Annotated in this window: 18 protein-coding genes; 15 read left to right on the top strand and 3 right to left on the bottom strand. The window is 50.8% G+C overall.

What is annotated here, in order from left to right:
• Window positions 1–17: 17 nt before the first annotated feature.
• Entirely contained in the window at window positions 18–1,046 is a 1,029-nt protein-coding gene (gene malI / locus FEK42_RS04310; protein WP_130219033.1) for a mal regulon transcriptional regulator MalI, read from the bottom strand.
• A gap of 174 nt (window positions 1,047–1,220) precedes the next feature.
• Here malI and malX point away from each other — a divergent pair, with 174 nt between their 5' ends.
• The 3 genes from malX to add all read left to right on the top strand — a co-directional run bounded on the left by malX (window position 1,221) and on the right by add (window position 5,100).
• Window positions 1,221–2,813, top strand: a complete 1,593-nt coding sequence (malX, locus tag FEK42_RS04305) for a PTS maltose transporter subunit IICB (RefSeq protein WP_130258952.1) — start codon at window positions 1,221–1,223, stop codon at window positions 2,811–2,813.
• Between the two features lie 9 nt (window positions 2,814–2,822).
• Complete coding sequence (gene malY, locus FEK42_RS04300; RefSeq protein ID WP_135492669.1) at window positions 2,823–3,995, top strand: bifunctional maltose regulon transcriptional repressor/cystathionine beta-lyase MalY; 1,173 nt, start codon at window positions 2,823–2,825, stop codon at window positions 3,993–3,995.
• A 103-nt stretch (window positions 3,996–4,098) separates the two neighbouring features.
• Window positions 4,099–5,100: an adenosine deaminase gene (gene add / locus FEK42_RS04295; protein ID WP_130209355.1), complete on the top strand. Its 1,002-nt coding sequence runs from the start codon at window positions 4,099–4,101 to the stop codon at window positions 5,098–5,100.
• 35 nt (window positions 5,101–5,135) lie between these two features.
• Here the strand turns inward: add and FEK42_RS04290 are convergent, their stop codons facing one another.
• The gene (locus tag FEK42_RS04290; RefSeq protein WP_064530016.1) at window positions 5,136–6,176 is read right to left on the bottom strand and encodes an oxidoreductase; all 1,041 of its coding nucleotides are present in this window, start codon (window positions 6,174–6,176) and stop codon (window positions 5,136–5,138) included.
• Window positions 6,177–6,418: 242 nt separating this feature from the next.
• Here FEK42_RS04290 and blr point away from each other — a divergent pair, with 242 nt between their 5' ends.
• The 12 genes from blr to gstA all read left to right on the top strand — a co-directional run bounded on the left by blr (window position 6,419) and on the right by gstA (window position 16,850).
• Window positions 6,419–6,544 (top strand): division septum protein Blr, encoded by a 126-nt coding sequence (gene blr / locus FEK42_RS04285; RefSeq protein ID WP_032147885.1) that lies wholly within the window; start codon window positions 6,419–6,421, stop codon window positions 6,542–6,544.
• A 272-nt stretch (window positions 6,545–6,816) separates the two neighbouring features.
• The gene (gene ydgT, locus FEK42_RS04280) at window positions 6,817–7,032 is read left to right on the top strand and encodes a transcription modulator YdgT (protein ID WP_064530017.1); all 216 of its coding nucleotides are present in this window, start codon (window positions 6,817–6,819) and stop codon (window positions 7,030–7,032) included.
• An 86-nt stretch (window positions 7,033–7,118) separates the two neighbouring features.
• Complete coding sequence (locus tag FEK42_RS04275; RefSeq protein WP_130209359.1) at window positions 7,119–7,559, top strand: DUF2569 domain-containing protein; 441 nt, start codon at window positions 7,119–7,121, stop codon at window positions 7,557–7,559.
• Window positions 7,560–7,635: 76 nt separating this feature from the next.
• Window positions 7,636–8,217: an electron transport complex subunit RsxA gene (gene rsxA / locus FEK42_RS04270; protein WP_000133193.1), complete on the top strand. Its 582-nt coding sequence runs from the start codon at window positions 7,636–7,638 to the stop codon at window positions 8,215–8,217.
• Window positions 8,217–8,795 (top strand): electron transport complex subunit RsxB, encoded by a 579-nt coding sequence (gene rsxB, locus FEK42_RS04265; RefSeq protein WP_130209361.1) that lies wholly within the window; start codon window positions 8,217–8,219, stop codon window positions 8,793–8,795. Before rsxA ends, rsxB begins: the two co-directional genes overlap by 1 nt.
• The gene (gene rsxC, locus FEK42_RS04260; RefSeq protein WP_138211748.1) at window positions 8,788–11,010 is read left to right on the top strand and encodes an electron transport complex subunit RsxC; all 2,223 of its coding nucleotides are present in this window, start codon (window positions 8,788–8,790) and stop codon (window positions 11,008–11,010) included. Before rsxB ends, rsxC begins: the two co-directional genes overlap by 8 nt.
• Window positions 11,011–12,069 (top strand): electron transport complex subunit RsxD, encoded by a 1,059-nt coding sequence (rsxD, locus tag FEK42_RS04255; protein ID WP_135492670.1) that lies wholly within the window; start codon window positions 11,011–11,013, stop codon window positions 12,067–12,069.
• A 3-nt stretch (window positions 12,070–12,072) separates the two neighbouring features.
• The gene (rsxG, locus tag FEK42_RS04250) at window positions 12,073–12,693 is read left to right on the top strand and encodes an electron transport complex subunit RsxG (protein ID WP_135492671.1); all 621 of its coding nucleotides are present in this window, start codon (window positions 12,073–12,075) and stop codon (window positions 12,691–12,693) included.
• A gap of 3 nt (window positions 12,694–12,696) precedes the next feature.
• On the top strand, window positions 12,697–13,392 hold the full coding sequence (gene rsxE, locus FEK42_RS04245; protein ID WP_064530022.1) for an electron transport complex subunit RsxE: 696 nt from the start codon (window positions 12,697–12,699) through the stop codon (window positions 13,390–13,392).
• Window positions 13,392–14,027, top strand: coding sequence for an endonuclease III (gene nth / locus FEK42_RS04240; protein WP_001030332.1), 636 nt, complete (start codon window positions 13,392–13,394; stop codon window positions 14,025–14,027). The genes rsxE and nth overlap by 1 nt, the downstream gene beginning before the upstream one ends.
• A gap of 609 nt (window positions 14,028–14,636) precedes the next feature.
• Window positions 14,637–16,139 carry a dipeptide/tripeptide permease DtpA gene (dtpA, locus tag FEK42_RS04235; RefSeq protein WP_064530078.1) on the top strand — a complete coding sequence of 501 codons (1,503 nt, stop codon included), beginning with the start codon at window positions 14,637–14,639 and terminating at the stop codon, window positions 16,137–16,139.
• Between the two features lie 105 nt (window positions 16,140–16,244).
• Entirely contained in the window at window positions 16,245–16,850 is a 606-nt protein-coding gene (gene gstA / locus FEK42_RS04230; RefSeq protein WP_130208170.1) for a glutathione transferase GstA, read from the top strand.
• Between the two features lie 44 nt (window positions 16,851–16,894).
• On the opposite strand, the gene pdxY is transcribed toward gstA, so the two are convergent.
• On the bottom strand, window positions 16,895–17,755 hold the full coding sequence (gene pdxY / locus FEK42_RS04225) for a pyridoxal kinase PdxY (protein ID WP_138211747.1): 861 nt from the start codon (window positions 17,753–17,755) through the stop codon (window positions 16,895–16,897).
• Between the last annotated feature and the right edge of the window lie 45 nt (window positions 17,756–17,800).

Here is a 17,800-nt window from a genome sequence, read left to right as displayed (position 1 = left end):
AGCAGATAAAGAGAGGATTATTTCGCCGCAATGAGCCGGGCGGGAATAATAAGATTACGTGAATGCGTCTCTTCATGGGTGATTTTTTGCATCATGCGATCCGCAAGTGTCGTACCAAGTTCCCGCGCAGGCGTGCTGGCCCAGGTAACGGGTATATCATCAAGTGCAGTTGGCGTCGCATCGGTAAATGCCGCCAGTGAAACCTGTTGTTCAAAGTAACGATCGACGCCACTTTCACCACTTTGTCGTCCAGCTTTCAGCAAGCCAAACCATGCCCCCATTGCAATGGTTTCGTTGTAACAAACCACGGCGCTGATGGTCGGGTTATGACGCAAAAGCGCCGTAATGGCTTCCGCAGCTTGCTTCTGACTCGAGGCACACTCCAGTACCCAATCACTGTGAAACGGCAGGCTGAATTTTAATAGTGTCGCACAATAGCCACCCACTCGTTCCGCCCGGGTTAAAGAGGAACTTTGCCCTCCCAGCCAGGCAATACGCTGGTGTCCATTGCGAATGAGATGCTCCGTCAATAACTGCGCTGCCTGCATGTTATCCGGGCGAACAGTATCAACATCATCAAGATAACTGGCTCGGGAAGCGAAAATCACCGGGATACCTTTTTCTTCTGCCATGCGCCGCAGGTCATCACTGCTACCCGCCGCACCGGCAATGACGACGCCATCGACGCCCTGGTTCAGTAGCAGTGAAAAGCGCTGGGTCAGTTGCTCACCGTCTTTACCGCCGTGGAGCAAAAAAACCATTCGCCCCTGCGCTTCCAGTGCCTCCGTCAGCCCGGCTGTTAATTCAGCGTAAAACGGCGCAGACAAGTCACGCACAATTAAGCCAACCACACCACTCTGCCCGCCGCGTAGTGCCGACGCCTGGCGATTGCGCACAAACCCCAGTTCTTCAATGGCGGCGTTAACACGTTCTCCTGTGGCGGTAGAGATTCGCCCTTTGCCACTAAGCACCAGCGAAACGGTACTGACCGACACGCCCGCAGCCAGCGCAACATCATGAATGGTGATTTTTTTGGCGGTAGCCATGCAGATGACCTACTCCCTGATTTTGTGACAGATAAAACGTTTTACCTTTTATTTATCTTATACCCGCTATTATCGTTGCGTAATGTGATTTATGCCTCACTAAAATTTGATAAAACGTTTTATCTTCTCGCGCAATTTACTGAATCCAGATTGTTCTCTACGAGGAGTCGTTTTATGACGGCGAAAGCAGCACCAAAAGTCACACTGTGGGAATTCTTCCAGCAGCTAGGCAAAACCTTTATGTTGCCTGTCGCATTACTGTCGTTCTGCGGCATTATGTTGGGGATTGGCAGTTCCCTTAGTAGTCACGATGTCATCACACTGATCCCGGCATTGGGTAACCCTGTGCTGCAGGCCATCTTTACCTGGATGAGTAAGGTTGGTTCGTTTGCGTTTAGTTTCCTGCCAGTGATGTTCTGTATCGCCATTCCGCTGGGTCTGGCGCGCGAAAACAAAGGCGTCGCGGCGTTCGCTGGTTTTGTTGGTTACGCAGTGATGAACCTGGCAGTGAACTTCTGGTTGACCAATAAAGGCATTCTGCCGACCACCGATGCTGCCGTGCTGAAAGCCAATAACATTCAAAGCATTCTTGGGATCCAGTCGATCGACACCGGGATCCTCGGTGCAGTTATCGCCGGTATTATCGTCTGGATGCTGCATGAGCGTTTCCATAATATCCGCCTGCCGGATGCGCTGGCATTCTTCGGCGGTACGCGCTTCGTACCAATCATCTCCTCGCTGGTGATGGGCCTTGTCGGTCTGGTGATTCCATTGGTCTGGCCGATCTTCGCCATGGGCATTAGTGGATTAGGCCATATGATTAACAGCGCGGGTGATTTCGGACCTATGCTGTTTGGTACGGGTGAGCGTCTGCTGTTACCATTTGGTCTGCATCACATTCTGGTGGCATTAATTCGCTTTACCGACGCAGGCGGCACGCAGGAAGTCTGCGGTCAAACCGTCAGCGGCGCACTAACCATCTTCCAGGCGCAATTGAGTTGCCCGACCACTCACGGTTTTTCTGAAAGCGCCACGCGTTTCCTCTCGCAGGGCAAAATGCCTGCATTCCTCGGTGGTCTGCCAGGCGCAGCGTTAGCGATGTATCACTGTGCGCGCCCGGAAAATCGCCATAAAATTAAAGGCCTGCTGATTTCTGGCCTGATCGCCTGTGTCGTTGGCGGCACTACCGAACCGCTGGAATTCCTGTTCCTGTTCGTAGCGCCAGTTCTGTATGTCATCCACGCGCTGTTAACCGGCCTCGGCTTCACCGTCATGTCTGTGCTCGGTGTCACCATCGGTAATACCGACGGCAATATCATCGACTTTGTGGTGTTCGGTATTCTGCATGGACTGTCAACCAAGTGGTACATGGTGCCAGTGGTGGCGGCAATCTGGTTTGTTGTTTACTACGTCATCTTCCGTTTCGCTATCACCCGCTTCAATTTGAAAACCCCTGGCCGCGATAGCGAAATTGCCAGCTCAATCGAAAAAGCCGTTGCCGGTACGCCTGGTAAATCAGGTTACAACGTTCCGGCAATCCTCGAAGCCTTAGGCGGTGCCGACAATATTGTCAGCCTCGATAACTGCATTACTCGTCTGCGTTTGTCAGTGAAAGATATGTCCCTTGTTAATGTGCAGGCACTGAAGGACAATCGGGCAATTGGCGTAGTACAACTTAATCAACATAACCTGCAGGTTGTTATCGGGCCGCAAGTTCAGTCAGTCAAAGATGAAATGGCCGGTCTGATGCGTACTGTTCAGGCATAAGGATAAGATATGTTCGATTTTTCGAAGGTCGTGGATCGTCATGGCACATGGTGCACACAGTGGGATTATGTCGCTGACCGTTTCGGCACTGCTGACCTGTTACCGTTCACGATTTCAGACATGGATTTTGCCACCGCTCCCTGCATTATCGAGGCGCTGAACCAGCGCCTGATGCACGGCGTATTTGGCTACAGTCGCTGGAAAAACGATGAATTTCTCGCGGCTATCGCCCACTGGTTTTCCACACAGCATTACACCGCCATTGATACGCAGTCGGTGGTATATGGTCCTTCCGTTATCTATATGGTGTCGGAGCTGATTCGTCAGTGGTCCGCCGTCGGTGAAGGTGTGGTGATCCATACCCCGGCCTACGACGCATTTTACAAAGCCATTGAAGGTAATCAGCGCACCGTGATGCCCGTTGCTTTAGAGAAGCGGGTTGATGGTTGGTTTTGCGATATGGGTAAACTGGAAGCCGTGTTGGCGAAACCGGAGTGTAAAATTATGCTCCTGTGTAGCCCTCAGAATCCTACCGGTAAAGTCTGGACTTGCGATGAACTGGAAACAATGGCTGACCTGTGCGAACGCTATGGTGTGCGCGTTATCTCCGATGAAATCCATATGGATATGGTATGGGGCGAGCAACCGCATATTCCCTGGAGCAATGTAGCTCGCGGCGACTGGGCGCTACTGACTTCTGGTTCGAAAAGTTTCAATATTCCGGCTCTGACCGGGGCTTACGGGATTATTGAAAATAACGACAGCCGTGAAGCGTATTTATCGGCCCTGAAAAGCCGTGATGGGCTTTCTTCCCCTGCGGTACTGGCGTTAACCGCCCATATCGCCGCCTATCAGCAAGGCGCGCCATGGCTTGATGCCTTACGCGTCTATCTGAAAGATAACCTGACGTATATCGCAGAGACGATGAACGCCGCGTTCCCTGAACTCAACTGGCAGATTCCCCAATCCACTTATCTCGCATGGCTTGATTTACGTCCGTTGAACATTGATGACAACGCGTTGCAAAAAGCCCTGATTGAACAAGAAAAAGTGGCAATCATGCCAGGATATACCTACGGTGAAGAAGGCCGTGGCTTTGTTCGGCTCAATGCCGGATGCCCACGTTCTAAACTGGAAAAAGGTGTCGCTGGATTAATTAACGCCATCCGAGCTGTACGCTAATTGCGATTGCGCAACGCAAATAATCGTTGCGCAATCGTAGATTTTTACCCTGCTTTGTTTTTATAATGGTGCGCACTTTTATATCCAGAAAAAGAGTGCGACCATGATTGATACCACCCTGCCATTAACTGATATCCATCGCCACCTTGATGGCAACATTCGTCCCCAGACCATCCTTGAACTTGGCCGCCAGTATAATATCTCGCTACCTGCACAATCCCTGGAAACGCTAATTCCACACGTTCAGGTCATTGCCAACGAACCCGATCTGGTGAGTTTTCTGACTAAGCTTGACTGGGGCGTTAAAGTTCTCGCCTCGCTCGACGCATGCCGTCGCGTGGCGTTTGAAAATATTGAAGATGCTGCCCGAAACGGCCTGCACTATGTCGAACTGCGTTTTTCGCCAGGTTATATGGCAATGACGCATCAGTTGCCTGTTGCGGGCGTTGTCGAAGCCGTTATTGACGGCGTACGTGACGGTTGCCGCACCTTTGGTGTGCAGGCGAAACTTATCGGCATTATGAGCCGGACCTTTGGCGAAGCTGCCTGCCAGCAAGAGCTGGAGGCATTTTTAGCCCACCGTGATCAGATTACCGCACTGGATTTAGCCGGTGATGAACTTGGTTTTCCGGGGAGTTTGTTCCTCTCTCACTTCAACCACGCGCGTGATGCAGGCTGGCATATTACCGTCCATGCAGGCGAAGCTGCCGGGGCAGAAAGTATCTGGCAAGCCATTCGTGAGCTGGGAGCTGAACGCATTGGGCATGGCGTAAAAGCCATTGAAGATCGGGCGCTGATGGATTTCCTCGCCGAGCAACAAATTGGCATAGAATCCTGCCTGACCTCCAATATTCAGACCAGTACCGTGGCATCTCTGGCGGCACATCCGCTGAAAACGTTCCTTGAGCATGGTATCTGCGCCAGTATTAACACCGACGACCCGGGTGTTCAGGGCGTCGATATCATTCACGAATATACCGTTGCCGCGCCCGCTGCAGGTTTATCTCGCGAGCAAATCCGCCAGGCGCAGATTAATGGTCTGGAAATGGCTTTCCTCAGCGCAGAGGAAAAACGCGCACTGCGAGAAACAGTCGCAGCGAAGTAACAAAAATGGATGGTGCTAATTGCACCATCCCCTTTTCAAGCAAGGCACAAAGTCGAGCGATGTTTGGCGGACTCGATGCCCAGCTCAATCAACTCCATTACCTGAATGGCCTGACTTGCTGGCACCGGGTTTTCACCGTCGCCATTCAACGCATCACGAATGGCAGCATAGTAAGCCGGATAATTCCCCGGCACGGTCAACAGCGTTTCTTCAACACGTTCCTCGCCTTCAACACGGGTTAGTACACCGTCACGCATATCGTAGCCCCAGTCTTCCTGCGGCAGACGCTCACCATTTTTCAACCGCTCTTCCTGCGGATCGAGGCCGTATTTAACATAGCTGCCACGGGAGCCATGCACGATATAACGTGCTGACTCAGCTGCCGCCAACATGGTGCCGTGTAAAATGACCCGCCGCTGTGGGTAGGACAAAATGGCGTGGAAATAATCAGTCGACTGCGCCCCTGGGCGCAACTGTGCTAAATCCACCGTCATACTGACGGGTAAGCCAAAAAGCGTAATAGCTTGATCGAGCAAATGCGGTGCCAAATCGTACCAGATACCGCTGCCAGGGCCGCCCTGTTCACGCCAGCGATCGCGCACCTGCGGCCGAAAGCGGTCAAAATGAGACTCAAAGTACGCAACTTCACCCAGCGAGCCTTCCGCGAGCAAACCTTTTAGTGTCAAAAAATCGCTATCCCAGCGACGATTATGAAACACCGACAATACGCGACCCAGACTTTTTGCCAACGCATCCAGTTCTCGAGCTTGTGACAGTGTCACGGTAAAAGGCTTGTCGACGACCACATGTTTACCCGCTTCAAGCGCCGCTTTGGCTAACGGGAAATGGGTATCATTTGGTGTGGGAATGACAATCAAGTCTATGTTGGGATCATTAAAAAGATGCTTTGGTTCAGAGACAACCGTCACTGTTGGCCAGTCGGCTTTTACTTTTGTTTCGTCACTGCTGGAAATTACTGCCAGTTCTAGTCCGGGCGTGCCCGCAATCAGGGGCGCATGGAAGGTTTTGCTCGCATAACCATACCCAATCAACCCAACACGGATGTTGTCGCTCATGTCATTGCCTCTCAGAGAAGTACGATCGCTATTTGACACTATCCTTTACCCTCTCTCAACAGTTTAATAACCAGCCCGCAATAAGGGATGTTATTTAACTTAAGTCAAAGAAATAGCGAATTTTCTAATGATAAAAGCTAAATATCGCAAAAACCTCAGCAAAAATCTTGCTGGGGCAATTATTGCTAAGTAACATTTACCCCCTGAAGTTAATGGATCACTCAACATAGATGTGGGCAGTAATGAATCGTCTTATTGAATTAACAGGTTGGATCGTTCTTGTCGTTTCTGTCATTCTCCTTGGCGTGGCGAGTCACATTGACAACTACCAGCCGCCAGAACAGAGTACACCAGTACAACATAAGTAATACCTGCACTTGCAGAACAGCATGCAGCCCGTCCGGATGCATGTTTTAACTTGTCGGGTATTAAACCAGGAATTTATTATCTTGTGGTGTGTTGTCGGCGATTGGCAGGGATAGTAAAGCGCGTTACTCTTTTCATGACAGTATTTCATCCCTGAATATTTACCATCAGCACATTCTTATTATTGTTATTACATAAGCGTTCACTTTTGGTGAAGTTTTATCATTACATATAATACCTACCACTTTGGTATTAATTATTTTATGGGCCTTTTATGACTGTTCAGGACTACTTATTAAAATTTCGCAAAATCAGTTCACTCGAAAGCCTGGAAAAACTCTACGATCATCTTAATTACACACTGACGGACGATCAGGACCTTATCAACATGTATCGCGCCGCCGATCACCGCCGCGCAGAGCTGGTGTCTGGCGGGCGTTTGTTTGACCTGGGCCAGGTGCCGAAGTCCGTCTGGCATTATGTCCAATAAAGAAAGTAGCGATTGATAATAAAAACCTTATAATAACGCCCCTAAAATTAGATTTGCCTGTTTGCTGTCGCTATTCTGGAGAACCTATGACCACCACAACGCCACAACGTATTGGAGGCTGGTTGCTTGGCCCTTTGGCCTGGCTGTTAGTCGCTCTATTGAGTACGACGCTGACGCTGTTACTGTATACCGCAGCGTTATCTTCTCCTCAAACATATAAAACGATCGGCGAACAAGCACTGACAACGCAAATCTTATGGGGCGTTTCTTTTATTACCGCCATCGCCATGTGGTATTACACTTTGTGGTTGACCATCGCTTTCTTTAAACGTCGGCGTTGTGTTCCTAAGCACTATATTATCTGGCTACTGATCTCTGTATTACTGGCTGTTAAAACCTTCGCTTTTTCGCCAGTTGCAGATGGCGTAGCCGTGCGCCAGTTGTTGTTCACTTTGCTGGCAACCGCATTGATAGTCCCCTATTTCAAACGCTCGTTGCGGGTCAAAGCGACGTTTGTGAATCCGTAATAACCTTACAGTTAACCTGTTGTCGCCTGCTCTGGATTAACGGATAATAGGCGGCTTTTTTATTTCAGGCCGAAAAATGACTGACTACCTGTTACTGTTTGTCGGAACTGTACTGGTCAATAACTTTGTACTGGTTAAGTTTCTGGGCCTCTGTCCGTTTATGGGCGTTTCCAAAAAGCTGGAAACTGCAATGGGGATGGGGCTGGCAACAACATTTGTGATGACGCTGGCGTCAATCTGCGCCTGGCTTATCGACACGTGGATCTTGATTCCACTCAACCTGATTTACCTGCGCACGTTAGCGTTTATTTTAGTGATCGCTGTAGTGGTGCAGTTCACCGAGATGGTGGTGCGTAAAACCAGCCCGGTGCTTTATCGTCTGCTGGGGATTTTTCTGCCGCTTATTACCACCAACTGTGCGGTGCTTGGCGTCGCGTTGCTGAATATTAATCTCGGGCATAATTTCTTGCAGTCGGCGCTGTACGGTTTTTCAGCAGCTGTCGGCTTCTCGTTGGTGATGGTGCTTTTCGCAGCCATCCGCGAGCGCCTGGCTGTGGCTGATGTCCCGGCACCTTTTCGTGGTAATGCCATTGCGCTGATTACCGCAGGTCTTATGTCTCTGGCCTTTATGGGCTTTAGTGGTTTGGTGAAGTTGTAATGAATGCTATCTGGATTGCCGTTGCCGCCATCAGCCTGCTGGGCCTGGCGTTTGGCGCCATTCTGGGTTATGCCTCCCGCCGTTTTGCGGTGGAAGACGATCCGGTCGTTGAGAAAATTGACGAAATTTTACCGCAGAGCCAGTGTGGTCAATGCGGTTATCCAGGCTGTCGCCCGTATGCGGAGGCTATCAGTTGCAACGGTGAAAAAATCAACCGCTGCGCCCCTGGTGGCGAAGCTGTAATGCTGAAAATTGCCGAGTTGCTCAACGTCGAACCACAGCCGCTGGATGGCGAAGCGCAAGAGTTGACGCCTGCGCGTATGGTAGCGGTTATCGATGAAAATAACTGTATCGGCTGCACTAAGTGTATTCAGGCGTGTCCGGTGGACGCCATTGTCGGCGCTACCCGAGCAATGCATACCGTCATGAGCGATCTGTGCACAGGTTGTAATCTGTGTGTAGACCCATGCCCAACGCATTGCATCTCCTTACAACCGGTTGCAGAAACGCCAGACAGCTGGAAATGGGATCTGAACACCATTCCCGTGCGCATCATTCCCGTGGAACACCATGCTTAAGTTATTCTCTGCTTTCAAAAAAAATAAAATCTGGGACTTCGATGGCGGTATTCATCCACCGGAGATGAAAACTCAGTCCAACGGTACTCCCCTACGCCAGGTTCCGCTGGCGCAGCGATTTGTTATTCCACTGAAACAGCATATTGGTGCTGAAGGCGAGCTGTGCGTTAACGTTGGTGATAAGGTACTGCGCGGACAGCCACTCACCCGTGGACGCGGCAAAATGCTACCGGTTCACGCACCAACGTCTGGCACCGTTACGGCTATTGCGCCCCACTCTACGGCTCATCCTTCAGCGTTAGCTGAATTAAGCGTGATTATTGATGCCGATGGGGAAGATTGCTGGATCCCACGTGACGGTTGGACCGATTATCGCTCACGCACTAGGGAAGAATTAATCGAACGCATTCATCAATTTGGCGTCGCCGGACTGGGTGGTGCTGGCTTCCCTACTGGCGTTAAATTGCAGGGCGGCGGCGATAAAATCGAAACGTTGATCATTAATGCCGCAGAATGCGAGCCGTATATTACCGCCGATGACCGCTTGATGCAGGATTGCGCCGCCCAGGTCGTAGAAGGTATTCGCATTCTTGGGCATATTCTACAGCCACGCGAAATTCTGATCGGAATTGAAGATAACAAACCGCAGGCAATTTCCATGCTGCGTGCAGTGTTGGCGGATTCTCACGATATTTCTCTGCGAGTTATTCCGACCAAATATCCCTCTGGCGGCGCCAAACAGTTAACCTACATCCTGACCGGAAAGCAGGTTCCACACGGCGGTCGTTCATCAGATATCGGCGTGTTAATGCAAAACGTCGGCACGGCTTACGCAGTAAAACGAGCCGTTATTGATGGCGAGCCGATTACCGAGCGTGTCGTGACGCTGACTGGCGAAGCAATTGCACGCCCCGGCAACGTCTGGGCACGACTGGGTACGCCGGTCCGTCATTTATTGAACGATGCAGGATTCTGCCCTTCTGCCGATCAAATGGTGATTATGGGCGGCCCGCTAATGGGCTTTACCTTGCCGTGGCTGGATGTTCCGGTCGTAAAAATCACCAACTGTTTACTGGCACCGTCTGCCAATGAACTTGGCGAACCACAGGAAGAACAAAGCTGCATCCGTTGTAGCGCCTGTGCTGATGCCTGCCCTGCAGATCTCCTGCCGCAACAGTTGTACTGGTTCAGCAAAGGCCAGCAACACGATAAAGCCACCACACATAACATTGCCGATTGTATTGAATGCGGGGCCTGTGCGTGGGTTTGCCCAAGCAATATCCCTCTTGTGCAATATTTCCGTCAGGAAAAAGCCGAGATTGCCGCCATTCGTCAGGAAGAAAAACGCGCAGCCGAAGCAAAAGCGCGCTTTGAAGCTCGTCAGGCACGTCTGGAACGTGAAAAAGCCGCACGTCTTGAACGCCACAAGAACGCGGCGGTTCAACCTGCGGCCAAAGACAAAGATGCGATTGCTGCCGCACTGGCACGCGTAAAAGAAAAACAGGCCCAGGCCACACAGCCTATTGTGATAAAAGCTGGCGAACGCCCGGATAACAGCGCGATTATTGCGGCACGGGAAGCGCGTAAAGCGCAAGCCAGAGCGAAACAGGCTGAATTGCAACAGACTAACGAAGCCTCAACCGTTGCCGATCCGCGGAAAGCGGCAGTGGAAGCCGCAATTGCTCGCGCCAAAGCACGCAAGCAGGAGCAACAGCCTGCTAACGAAGAGCCACAGGAACAGGTTGATCCGCGTAAAGCTGCCGTTGAAGCCGCTATCGCCCGTGCTAAAGCGCGCAAGCTGGAACAGCAGTCTGGTAACGAAGAACCGCAAGAACAGGTCGACCCGCGTAAAGCGGCAGTGGAAGCCGCAATTGCCCGTGCTAAAGCGCGCAAGCTGGAACAGCAGCCTGCTAACGAAGAACCGCAGGAACAGGTTGATCCGCGTAAAGCTGCCGTTGAAGCTGCTATCGCCCGCGCTAAAGCGCGCAAGCTGGAACAGCAGCAGGCCAACGGAGAGCAGGAAGAACAGGTTGACCCGCGCAAGGCTGCCGTTGAAGCTGCTATCGCCCGCGCTAAAGCCCGCAAGCTGGAACAGCAGCAGGCCAACGGAGAGCAGGAAGAACAGGTTGATCCGCGCAAGGCTGCAGTTGCCACGGCTATCGCCCGGGTTCAGGCAAAAAAAGCCGCTCAGCAAAAGGTTGTAAACGAGGACTAAATGGTATTCAGAATAGCTAGCTCCCCTTATACCCATAACCAGCGCCAGACATCGCGCATAATGCTGCTGGTGCTGGCCGCAACCGTCCCAGGAATCGCTGCGCAACTGTGGTTTTTTGGCTGGGGTACTCTCGTTCAACTCCTGTTGGCCTCGGTCAGTGCACTCTTAGCCGAAGCCCTCGTACTCAAACTGCGCAAGCAATCTGTAACGGCAACCTTAAAAGATAACTCAGCATTGCTAACGGGCTTATTACTGGCGGTAAGTATTCCGCCTCTTGCGCCGTGGTGGATGGTGGTACTCGGCACGGTGTTTGCCGTAATCATCGCTAAACAGCTGTATGGCGGTCTGGGGCAAAATCCGTTTAACCCGGCAATGATTGGTTATGTGGTATTACTGATCTCCTTCCCGGTGCAGATGACCAGCTGGTTGCCGCCGCATGAGATTGCGGTCAACGTCCCTGGATTCATTGATGCTGTACAGATTATCTTCAGCGGTCATACCGCCAGTGGTGGTGATATGAACACACTTCGCTTAGGTATCGATGGCATTAGCCAGGCGACACCGCTGGATACGTTCAAAACATCTGTACGCGCCGGTCATTCTGTTGAACAGATTATGCAGTATCCAATTTACAGCGGTGTTCTCGCGGGCGCTGGCTGGCAATGGGTAAACCTCGCATGGCTGGTTGGTGGCGTGTGGCTGCTATGGCAGAAAGCGATTCGTTGGCATATTCCTGTCAGTTTCTTAGTGACACTGGCCCTGTGCGCAACGCTGGGTTGGTTGTTCTCTCCGGAAACACTAGCTTCACCGCAGATTCATCTGCTGTCTGGCGCGACCATGCTCGGTGCATTCTTTATTCTGACCGATCCAGTCACCGCGTCTACCACCAATCGTGGTCGTCTGATTTTCGGTGCGCTGGCGGGATTATTAGTCTGGCTGATCCGCAGTTTCGGCGGCTATCCTGACGGCGTTGCCTTTGCTGTCCTGCTGGCGAACATCACGGTTCCTCTGATCGATTACTACACGCGTCCACGCGTATACGGCCATCGCAAAGGATAAACCATGCTGAAGACTATCCGAAAACACGGTATTACGCTGGCGCTGTTCGCCGCTGGTTCAACAGGTTTAACGGCTGCCATCAACCAGATGACCAAAGCCACGATTGCTGAACAGGCTAGCCTGCAACAAAAAGCGTTATTTGATCAGGTGTTACCAGCCGATCGCTATAACAACGAGCTGGCCCAAAGTTGCTATATAGTGACTGCGCCTGAGTTAGGAAAAGGCGAGCATCGGATTTACATCGCGAAAAAGGATGATAAACCAGTAGCTGCCGTTCTGGAGGCAACCGCACCAGATGGTTATTCCGGTGCGATTCAGTTGTTGGTTGGGGCCGATTTTAACGGCACGGTACTTGGCACCCGCGTGACAGAACATCACGAAACGCCGGGACTTGGCGACAAAATCGAACTGCGCCTTTCTGACTGGATCACCCATTTCGCGGGTAAAAATATCAGCGGCGCGGATGACGCTCACTGGGCAGTGAAGAAAGATGGTGGTGATTTCGACCAGTTCACCGGAGCGACCATTACGCCTCGCGCGGTGGTGAATGCGGTAAAACGCGCCGGATTGTTTGCCCAAACGTTGCCAGCACAACTTTCTCAACTTCCTGCCTGTGGAGAATAAACCGTGAGCGAAATTAAAGACGTTATTGTTCAGGGGTTATGGAAGAACAACTCCGCACTGGTCCAGTTACTTGGCCTCTGTCCGCTGCTGGCGGTCACTTCCACTGCCACCAACGCACTGGGTTTAGGGCTTGCGACAACGCTGGTGTTGACTCTCACCAACCTGACCATCTCGACGCTGCGTCACTGGACGCCAGCCGAAATCCGAATCCCGATTTACGTGATGATCATCGCCTCGGTGGTCAGCGCCGTACAAATGCTGATTAACGCATACGCCTTTGGCCTGTATCAATCGTTAGGGATTTTTATTCCTCTGATTGTCACTAACTGTATCGTTGTTGGCCGTGCGGAAGCTTTCGCCGCAAAAAAAGGTCCGGCGCTCTCCGCACTTGATGGTTTTTCGATAGGCATGGGCGCAACCTGCGCCATGTTCGTACTGGGTTCACTACGCGAAATCATCGGCAACGGAACATTGTTTGACGGTGCCGATGCGCTGTTAGGTAGCTGGGCCAAAGTACTGCGGGTAGAGATCTTCCATACCGATTCTCCCTTCCTGTTAGCAATGTTACCGCCAGGCGCATTCATTGGTCTGGGGCTAATGCTGGCGGGAAAATATCTGATTGATGAAAGAATGAAAAAGCGCCGTGCTGAAGCAGCTGCTACACGCGAGTTGCCAAACGGTGAAACAGGGAATGTCTGATGAACAAAGCAAAACGACTGGAGATCCTCACTCGCCTGCGTGAGAACAACCCTCATCCTACAACCGAACTTAATTTCAGTTCGCCTTTTGAATTGCTGATTGCTGTACTGCTTTCCGCTCAGGCGACCGATGTCAGCGTCAATAAGGCGACGGCAAAGCTTTACCCGGTGGCCAATACACCTGCCGCAATGCTCGAACTGGGCGTTGATGGGGTTAAAACGTATATCAAAACCATTGGGCTATATAACAGCAAAGCAGAAAATATCATCAAAACCTGCCGTATTTTGCTCGAACAGCATAATGGCGAAGTTCCGGAAGATCGCGCTGCGCTGGAAGCCCTGCCCGGTGTAGGGCGTAAAACAGCAAACGTGGTATTGAATACTGCTTTCGGTTGGCCGACCATTGCTGTAGATACGCACATTTTCCGCGTCTGTAATCGCACCCAATTTGCACCGGGGAAAAATGTCGAACAAGTTGAAGAAAAACTACTCAAAGTGGTTCCGGCAGAATTCAAAGTCGATTGCCACCACTGGTTAATCCTCCACGGGCGTTACACCTGTATTGCCCGCAAGCCTCGCTGTGGCTCCTGCATTATTGAAGATCTTTGTGAATACAAAGAGAAAGTTGACATCTGACGAAAAGGGGTAACATCGTTATTCCATTGATAACTATTTCTCATCCTCTTATAAAACATCTTGTTAACGCCAATGATGCCGCCTCGCGGCATCATTATCAGGCAATCCGTTTGTGAATAACCAAAAATGCAGGTTAATTGTTTTTTTAATAGCGAAATTTTCTATCTATTCGTGATCAAGATCACATTGATGTCATGATGTAAAAATATTGCTCTATTTAAGTTAAATTTGACAAGGCATTGATTCAACCAGGGCATAAACCTACAAAACATTACACTGTCTATTTTTCAGATAATGGACTATCTCACTACATAAAACACCTTACAGTAGAACATATCGCCAAATATCAGTATCCCCCCTCTTCTGGTAGTGAAAAAATCTGTCGTTGCGTTTTTTGAAAAATTTAACGCTGGATAACATTTCAATGGGCCGATGATTTCTCCACGCCAGTTATATGTAACAGATTATTACAAAGGACTTGTCTGAAAGTGCAAGATAGTGAACATTACCTGCCGTTTCCCCTCCCACTATAACAATTGCGCGTATGTTTATTAGACATCACGCGAGAAAGCACCCCCGTTAATATGGGATGTAAAAAAAGAGGTAAAAGTGTCCACTGCAAACCAAAAACCAACAGAAAGCGTTAGTTTGAACGCTTTCAAACAACCGAAGGCGTTCTATCTCATCTTCTCGATCGAGTTATGGGAACGCTTTGGTTATTACGGCCTACAAGGAATTATGGCTGTTTACCTGGTTAAACAACTGGGTATGTCCGAAGCGGATTCAATCACACTTTTCTCTTCCTTTAGCGCCCTGGTTTATGGTCTTGTCGCTATTGGTGGTTGGTTAGGCGATAAAGTACTGGGTACAAAACGCGTCATTATGCTTGGTGCTATTGTGCTGGCTATTGGCTATGCGCTGGTTGCCTGGTCTGGTCACGATGCCGGTATCGTCTATATGGGTATGGCGGCAATTGCGGTCGGTAACGGCCTGTTTAAAGCCAACCCGTCTTCACTGCTGTCAACTTGCTACGAGAAAAACGATCCACGTCTGGACGGTGCATTCACCATGTACTACATGTCCGTCAACATCGGTTCATTCTTCTCTATGATTGCAACGCCGTGGTTAGCAGCCAAGTATGGCTGGAGCGTCGCATTCGCCCTTAGCGTAGTTGGTCTGTTGATCACCATCGTTAACTTCGCCTTTTGCCAACGCTGGGTTAAGCAGTACGGTTCAAAACCTGACTTCGAGCCGATCAACTACCGCAATCTGCTGTTAACCATTATTGGTGTTGTCGCGCTGATTGCTATTGCCACCTGGCTGCTGCACAACCAGGACGTTGCGCGTATGGCGCTGGGCGTTGTTGCCTTCGGTATCGTGGTTATCTTCGGTAAAGAAGCCTTTGCAATGAAAGGTGCTGCACGTCGTAAAATGATCGTTGCTTTCATCCTGATGCTTGAAGCAATCATCTTCTTCGTGCTGTACAGCCAGATGCCGACGTCTCTGAACTTCTTTGCAATCCGTAACGTTGAGCACACCATTCTGGGCCTGGCAGTAGAACCTGAACAGTATCAGGCACTGAACCCGTTCTGGATCATCATTGGTAGCCCGATTCTCGCCGCTATCTATAACAAGATGGGCGATACCCTGCCGATGCCGACTAAGTTTGCTATCGGTATGGTGATGTGTTCTGGCGCGTTCCTGATCCTGCCACTGGGCGCGAAATTCGCCTCTGACGCCGGTATCGTGTCTGTAAGCTGGCTGGTCGCAAGCTATGGCCTGCAGAGTATCGGTGAACTGATGATCTCCGGTCTGGGTCTGGCAATGGTTGCGCAGCTCGTTCCACAGCGTCTGATGGGCTTTATTATGGGTAGCTGGTTCCTGACCACTGCCGGTGCAAACCTGATTGGTGGTTATGTTGCGGGTATGATGGCTGTACCGGATAACGTAACCGATCCGCTGATGTCGCTGGAAGTATATGGCCGCGTATTCTTACAGATTGGTGTTGCTACTGCTGTTATTGCAGTGCTGATGCTGCTGACCGCGCCGAAACTGCATCGTATGACTCAGGACGATGCTGCTGATAAAGCGGCGAAAGCTGCCGTAGCGTAAATTTCAGGGAAACTCTTTTACAAGCCGCTAACTTTTCGTTAGCGGCTTTTTTTTTGTTCAGCAACGCACTACCATACTTTAAACCACAGCCAAAAGGAGTTACCGATGAAACTGTTCTACAAACCGGGCGCCTGCTCTCTTGCTTCCCATATCATCCTGCGTGAGAGCGGAAAGGACTTTACGCTCACCAGTGTGGATTTAATGAAAAAACGTCTGGAAAACGGCGATGATTACTTTGCGATTAATCCTAAAGGGCAGGTTCCTGCTCTGCTGCTGGACGATGGCACTCTGCTCACGGAAGGCGTGGCCATTATGCAGTATCTTGCCGACAGCGTCCCCGACCGCCAGTTACTGGCTCCGGTAAACAGTATTTCTCGCTATAAAACCATCGAATGGCTGAACTATATCGCCACTGAGTTGCATAAAGGCTTTACTCCGCTGTTTCACCCGGCTACACCGGAAGAGTTCAAACCGACTGCACGCGCACAGCTGGAGAAAAAACTGCAGTACGTTAACGATGCGCTGAAAGAGGATCACTGGATTTGCGGGCAACGTTTTACTATTGCTGACGCCTATCTGTTTACTGTACTGCGCTGGGCATATGGGGTGAAATTGAATCTGGAAGGTTTAGAGCATATTGCCGCCTATATGCAGCGTATGGCTGAACGTCCGACGGTAAAAGCCGCGCTAACAGCAGAAGGCTTGCAGTAATGGTTTATCGGCCCGCAGGATACTGTGGGCCGATAAGACACTTTTCAGAGCTTCGTCGCACTGAAGTAGTGTTCTGGTTTAGCAATACGATTCTGGGCTGCTACAACTTGCAGCTCATATTCCTGCATTGCTTTGGTGGTTACCATAATTTCGTATACCGCCGCGGTCACATGCTCCAGCGCCTGCTGCAACGTTGCGCCCTGTAGTAGTTTCACTAGCAGTAACCCGCTCGTCACATCACCGACGCCTACTGGCTGACGCGAGCCAAAGTCTACCAGAGGACGGTCGATATGCCATGCTTCATCGGCAGTAACCAGCAGCATTTCAAAACGTTCTGTGCTGTAACCGGCACGCGCCAGATGTTTCACCAGTACGATTTCAGGCCCCTGAGCAATAAGTTCGCGCGCAGCTTTAACCGCATCTTCGACGTTATGTACCGGATGCTCGCAGAGGATTTCCAGCTCAACCAGATTTGGCGCGATGATATCGCTGGCAGGAAGACCGTGACGCACGTGGAACTCCGCCACACCTGGCGCAACGATACAGCCTTTTTCGGGGTGTCCCATTACCGGATCGCAAAAATATTTCGCCTGCGGGTTCGCCGCTTTCACCTGACGGACAATACCGAGGATATGCTCGCCCTGCTCCGCCGACCCCAGATAGCCGCTTAATACGGCATCACAAGTGTGCAACTTATCGATGGCAGCAATGCCTTGCACAATTTCGGTTAAATGGCTGGGCGGCATAACACAGCCGGTCCATTTGCCGTATTGGGTGTGATTAGAAAATTGAACGGTGTTGAGTGGCCAGACATTCGCGCCCAGGCGGCGCATTGGAAACTCTGCCGCGCTGTTACCCGCATGACCATAGACAACGTGAGACTGGATAGCGAGAATATTTTTCATCGTGTTCCCTGTATAAAAATCAGGGGGAGTGATTTCTCACCCCCC

Source organism: Escherichia sp. E2748 (genome assembly GCF_005781125.1).
In the GTDB taxonomy this organism is placed as follows: domain Bacteria; phylum Pseudomonadota; class Gammaproteobacteria; order Enterobacterales; family Enterobacteriaceae; genus Escherichia.
Note: the sequence above shows the minus strand (reverse complement) of the source record. Positions and strands in the feature narration are given on the sequence as shown.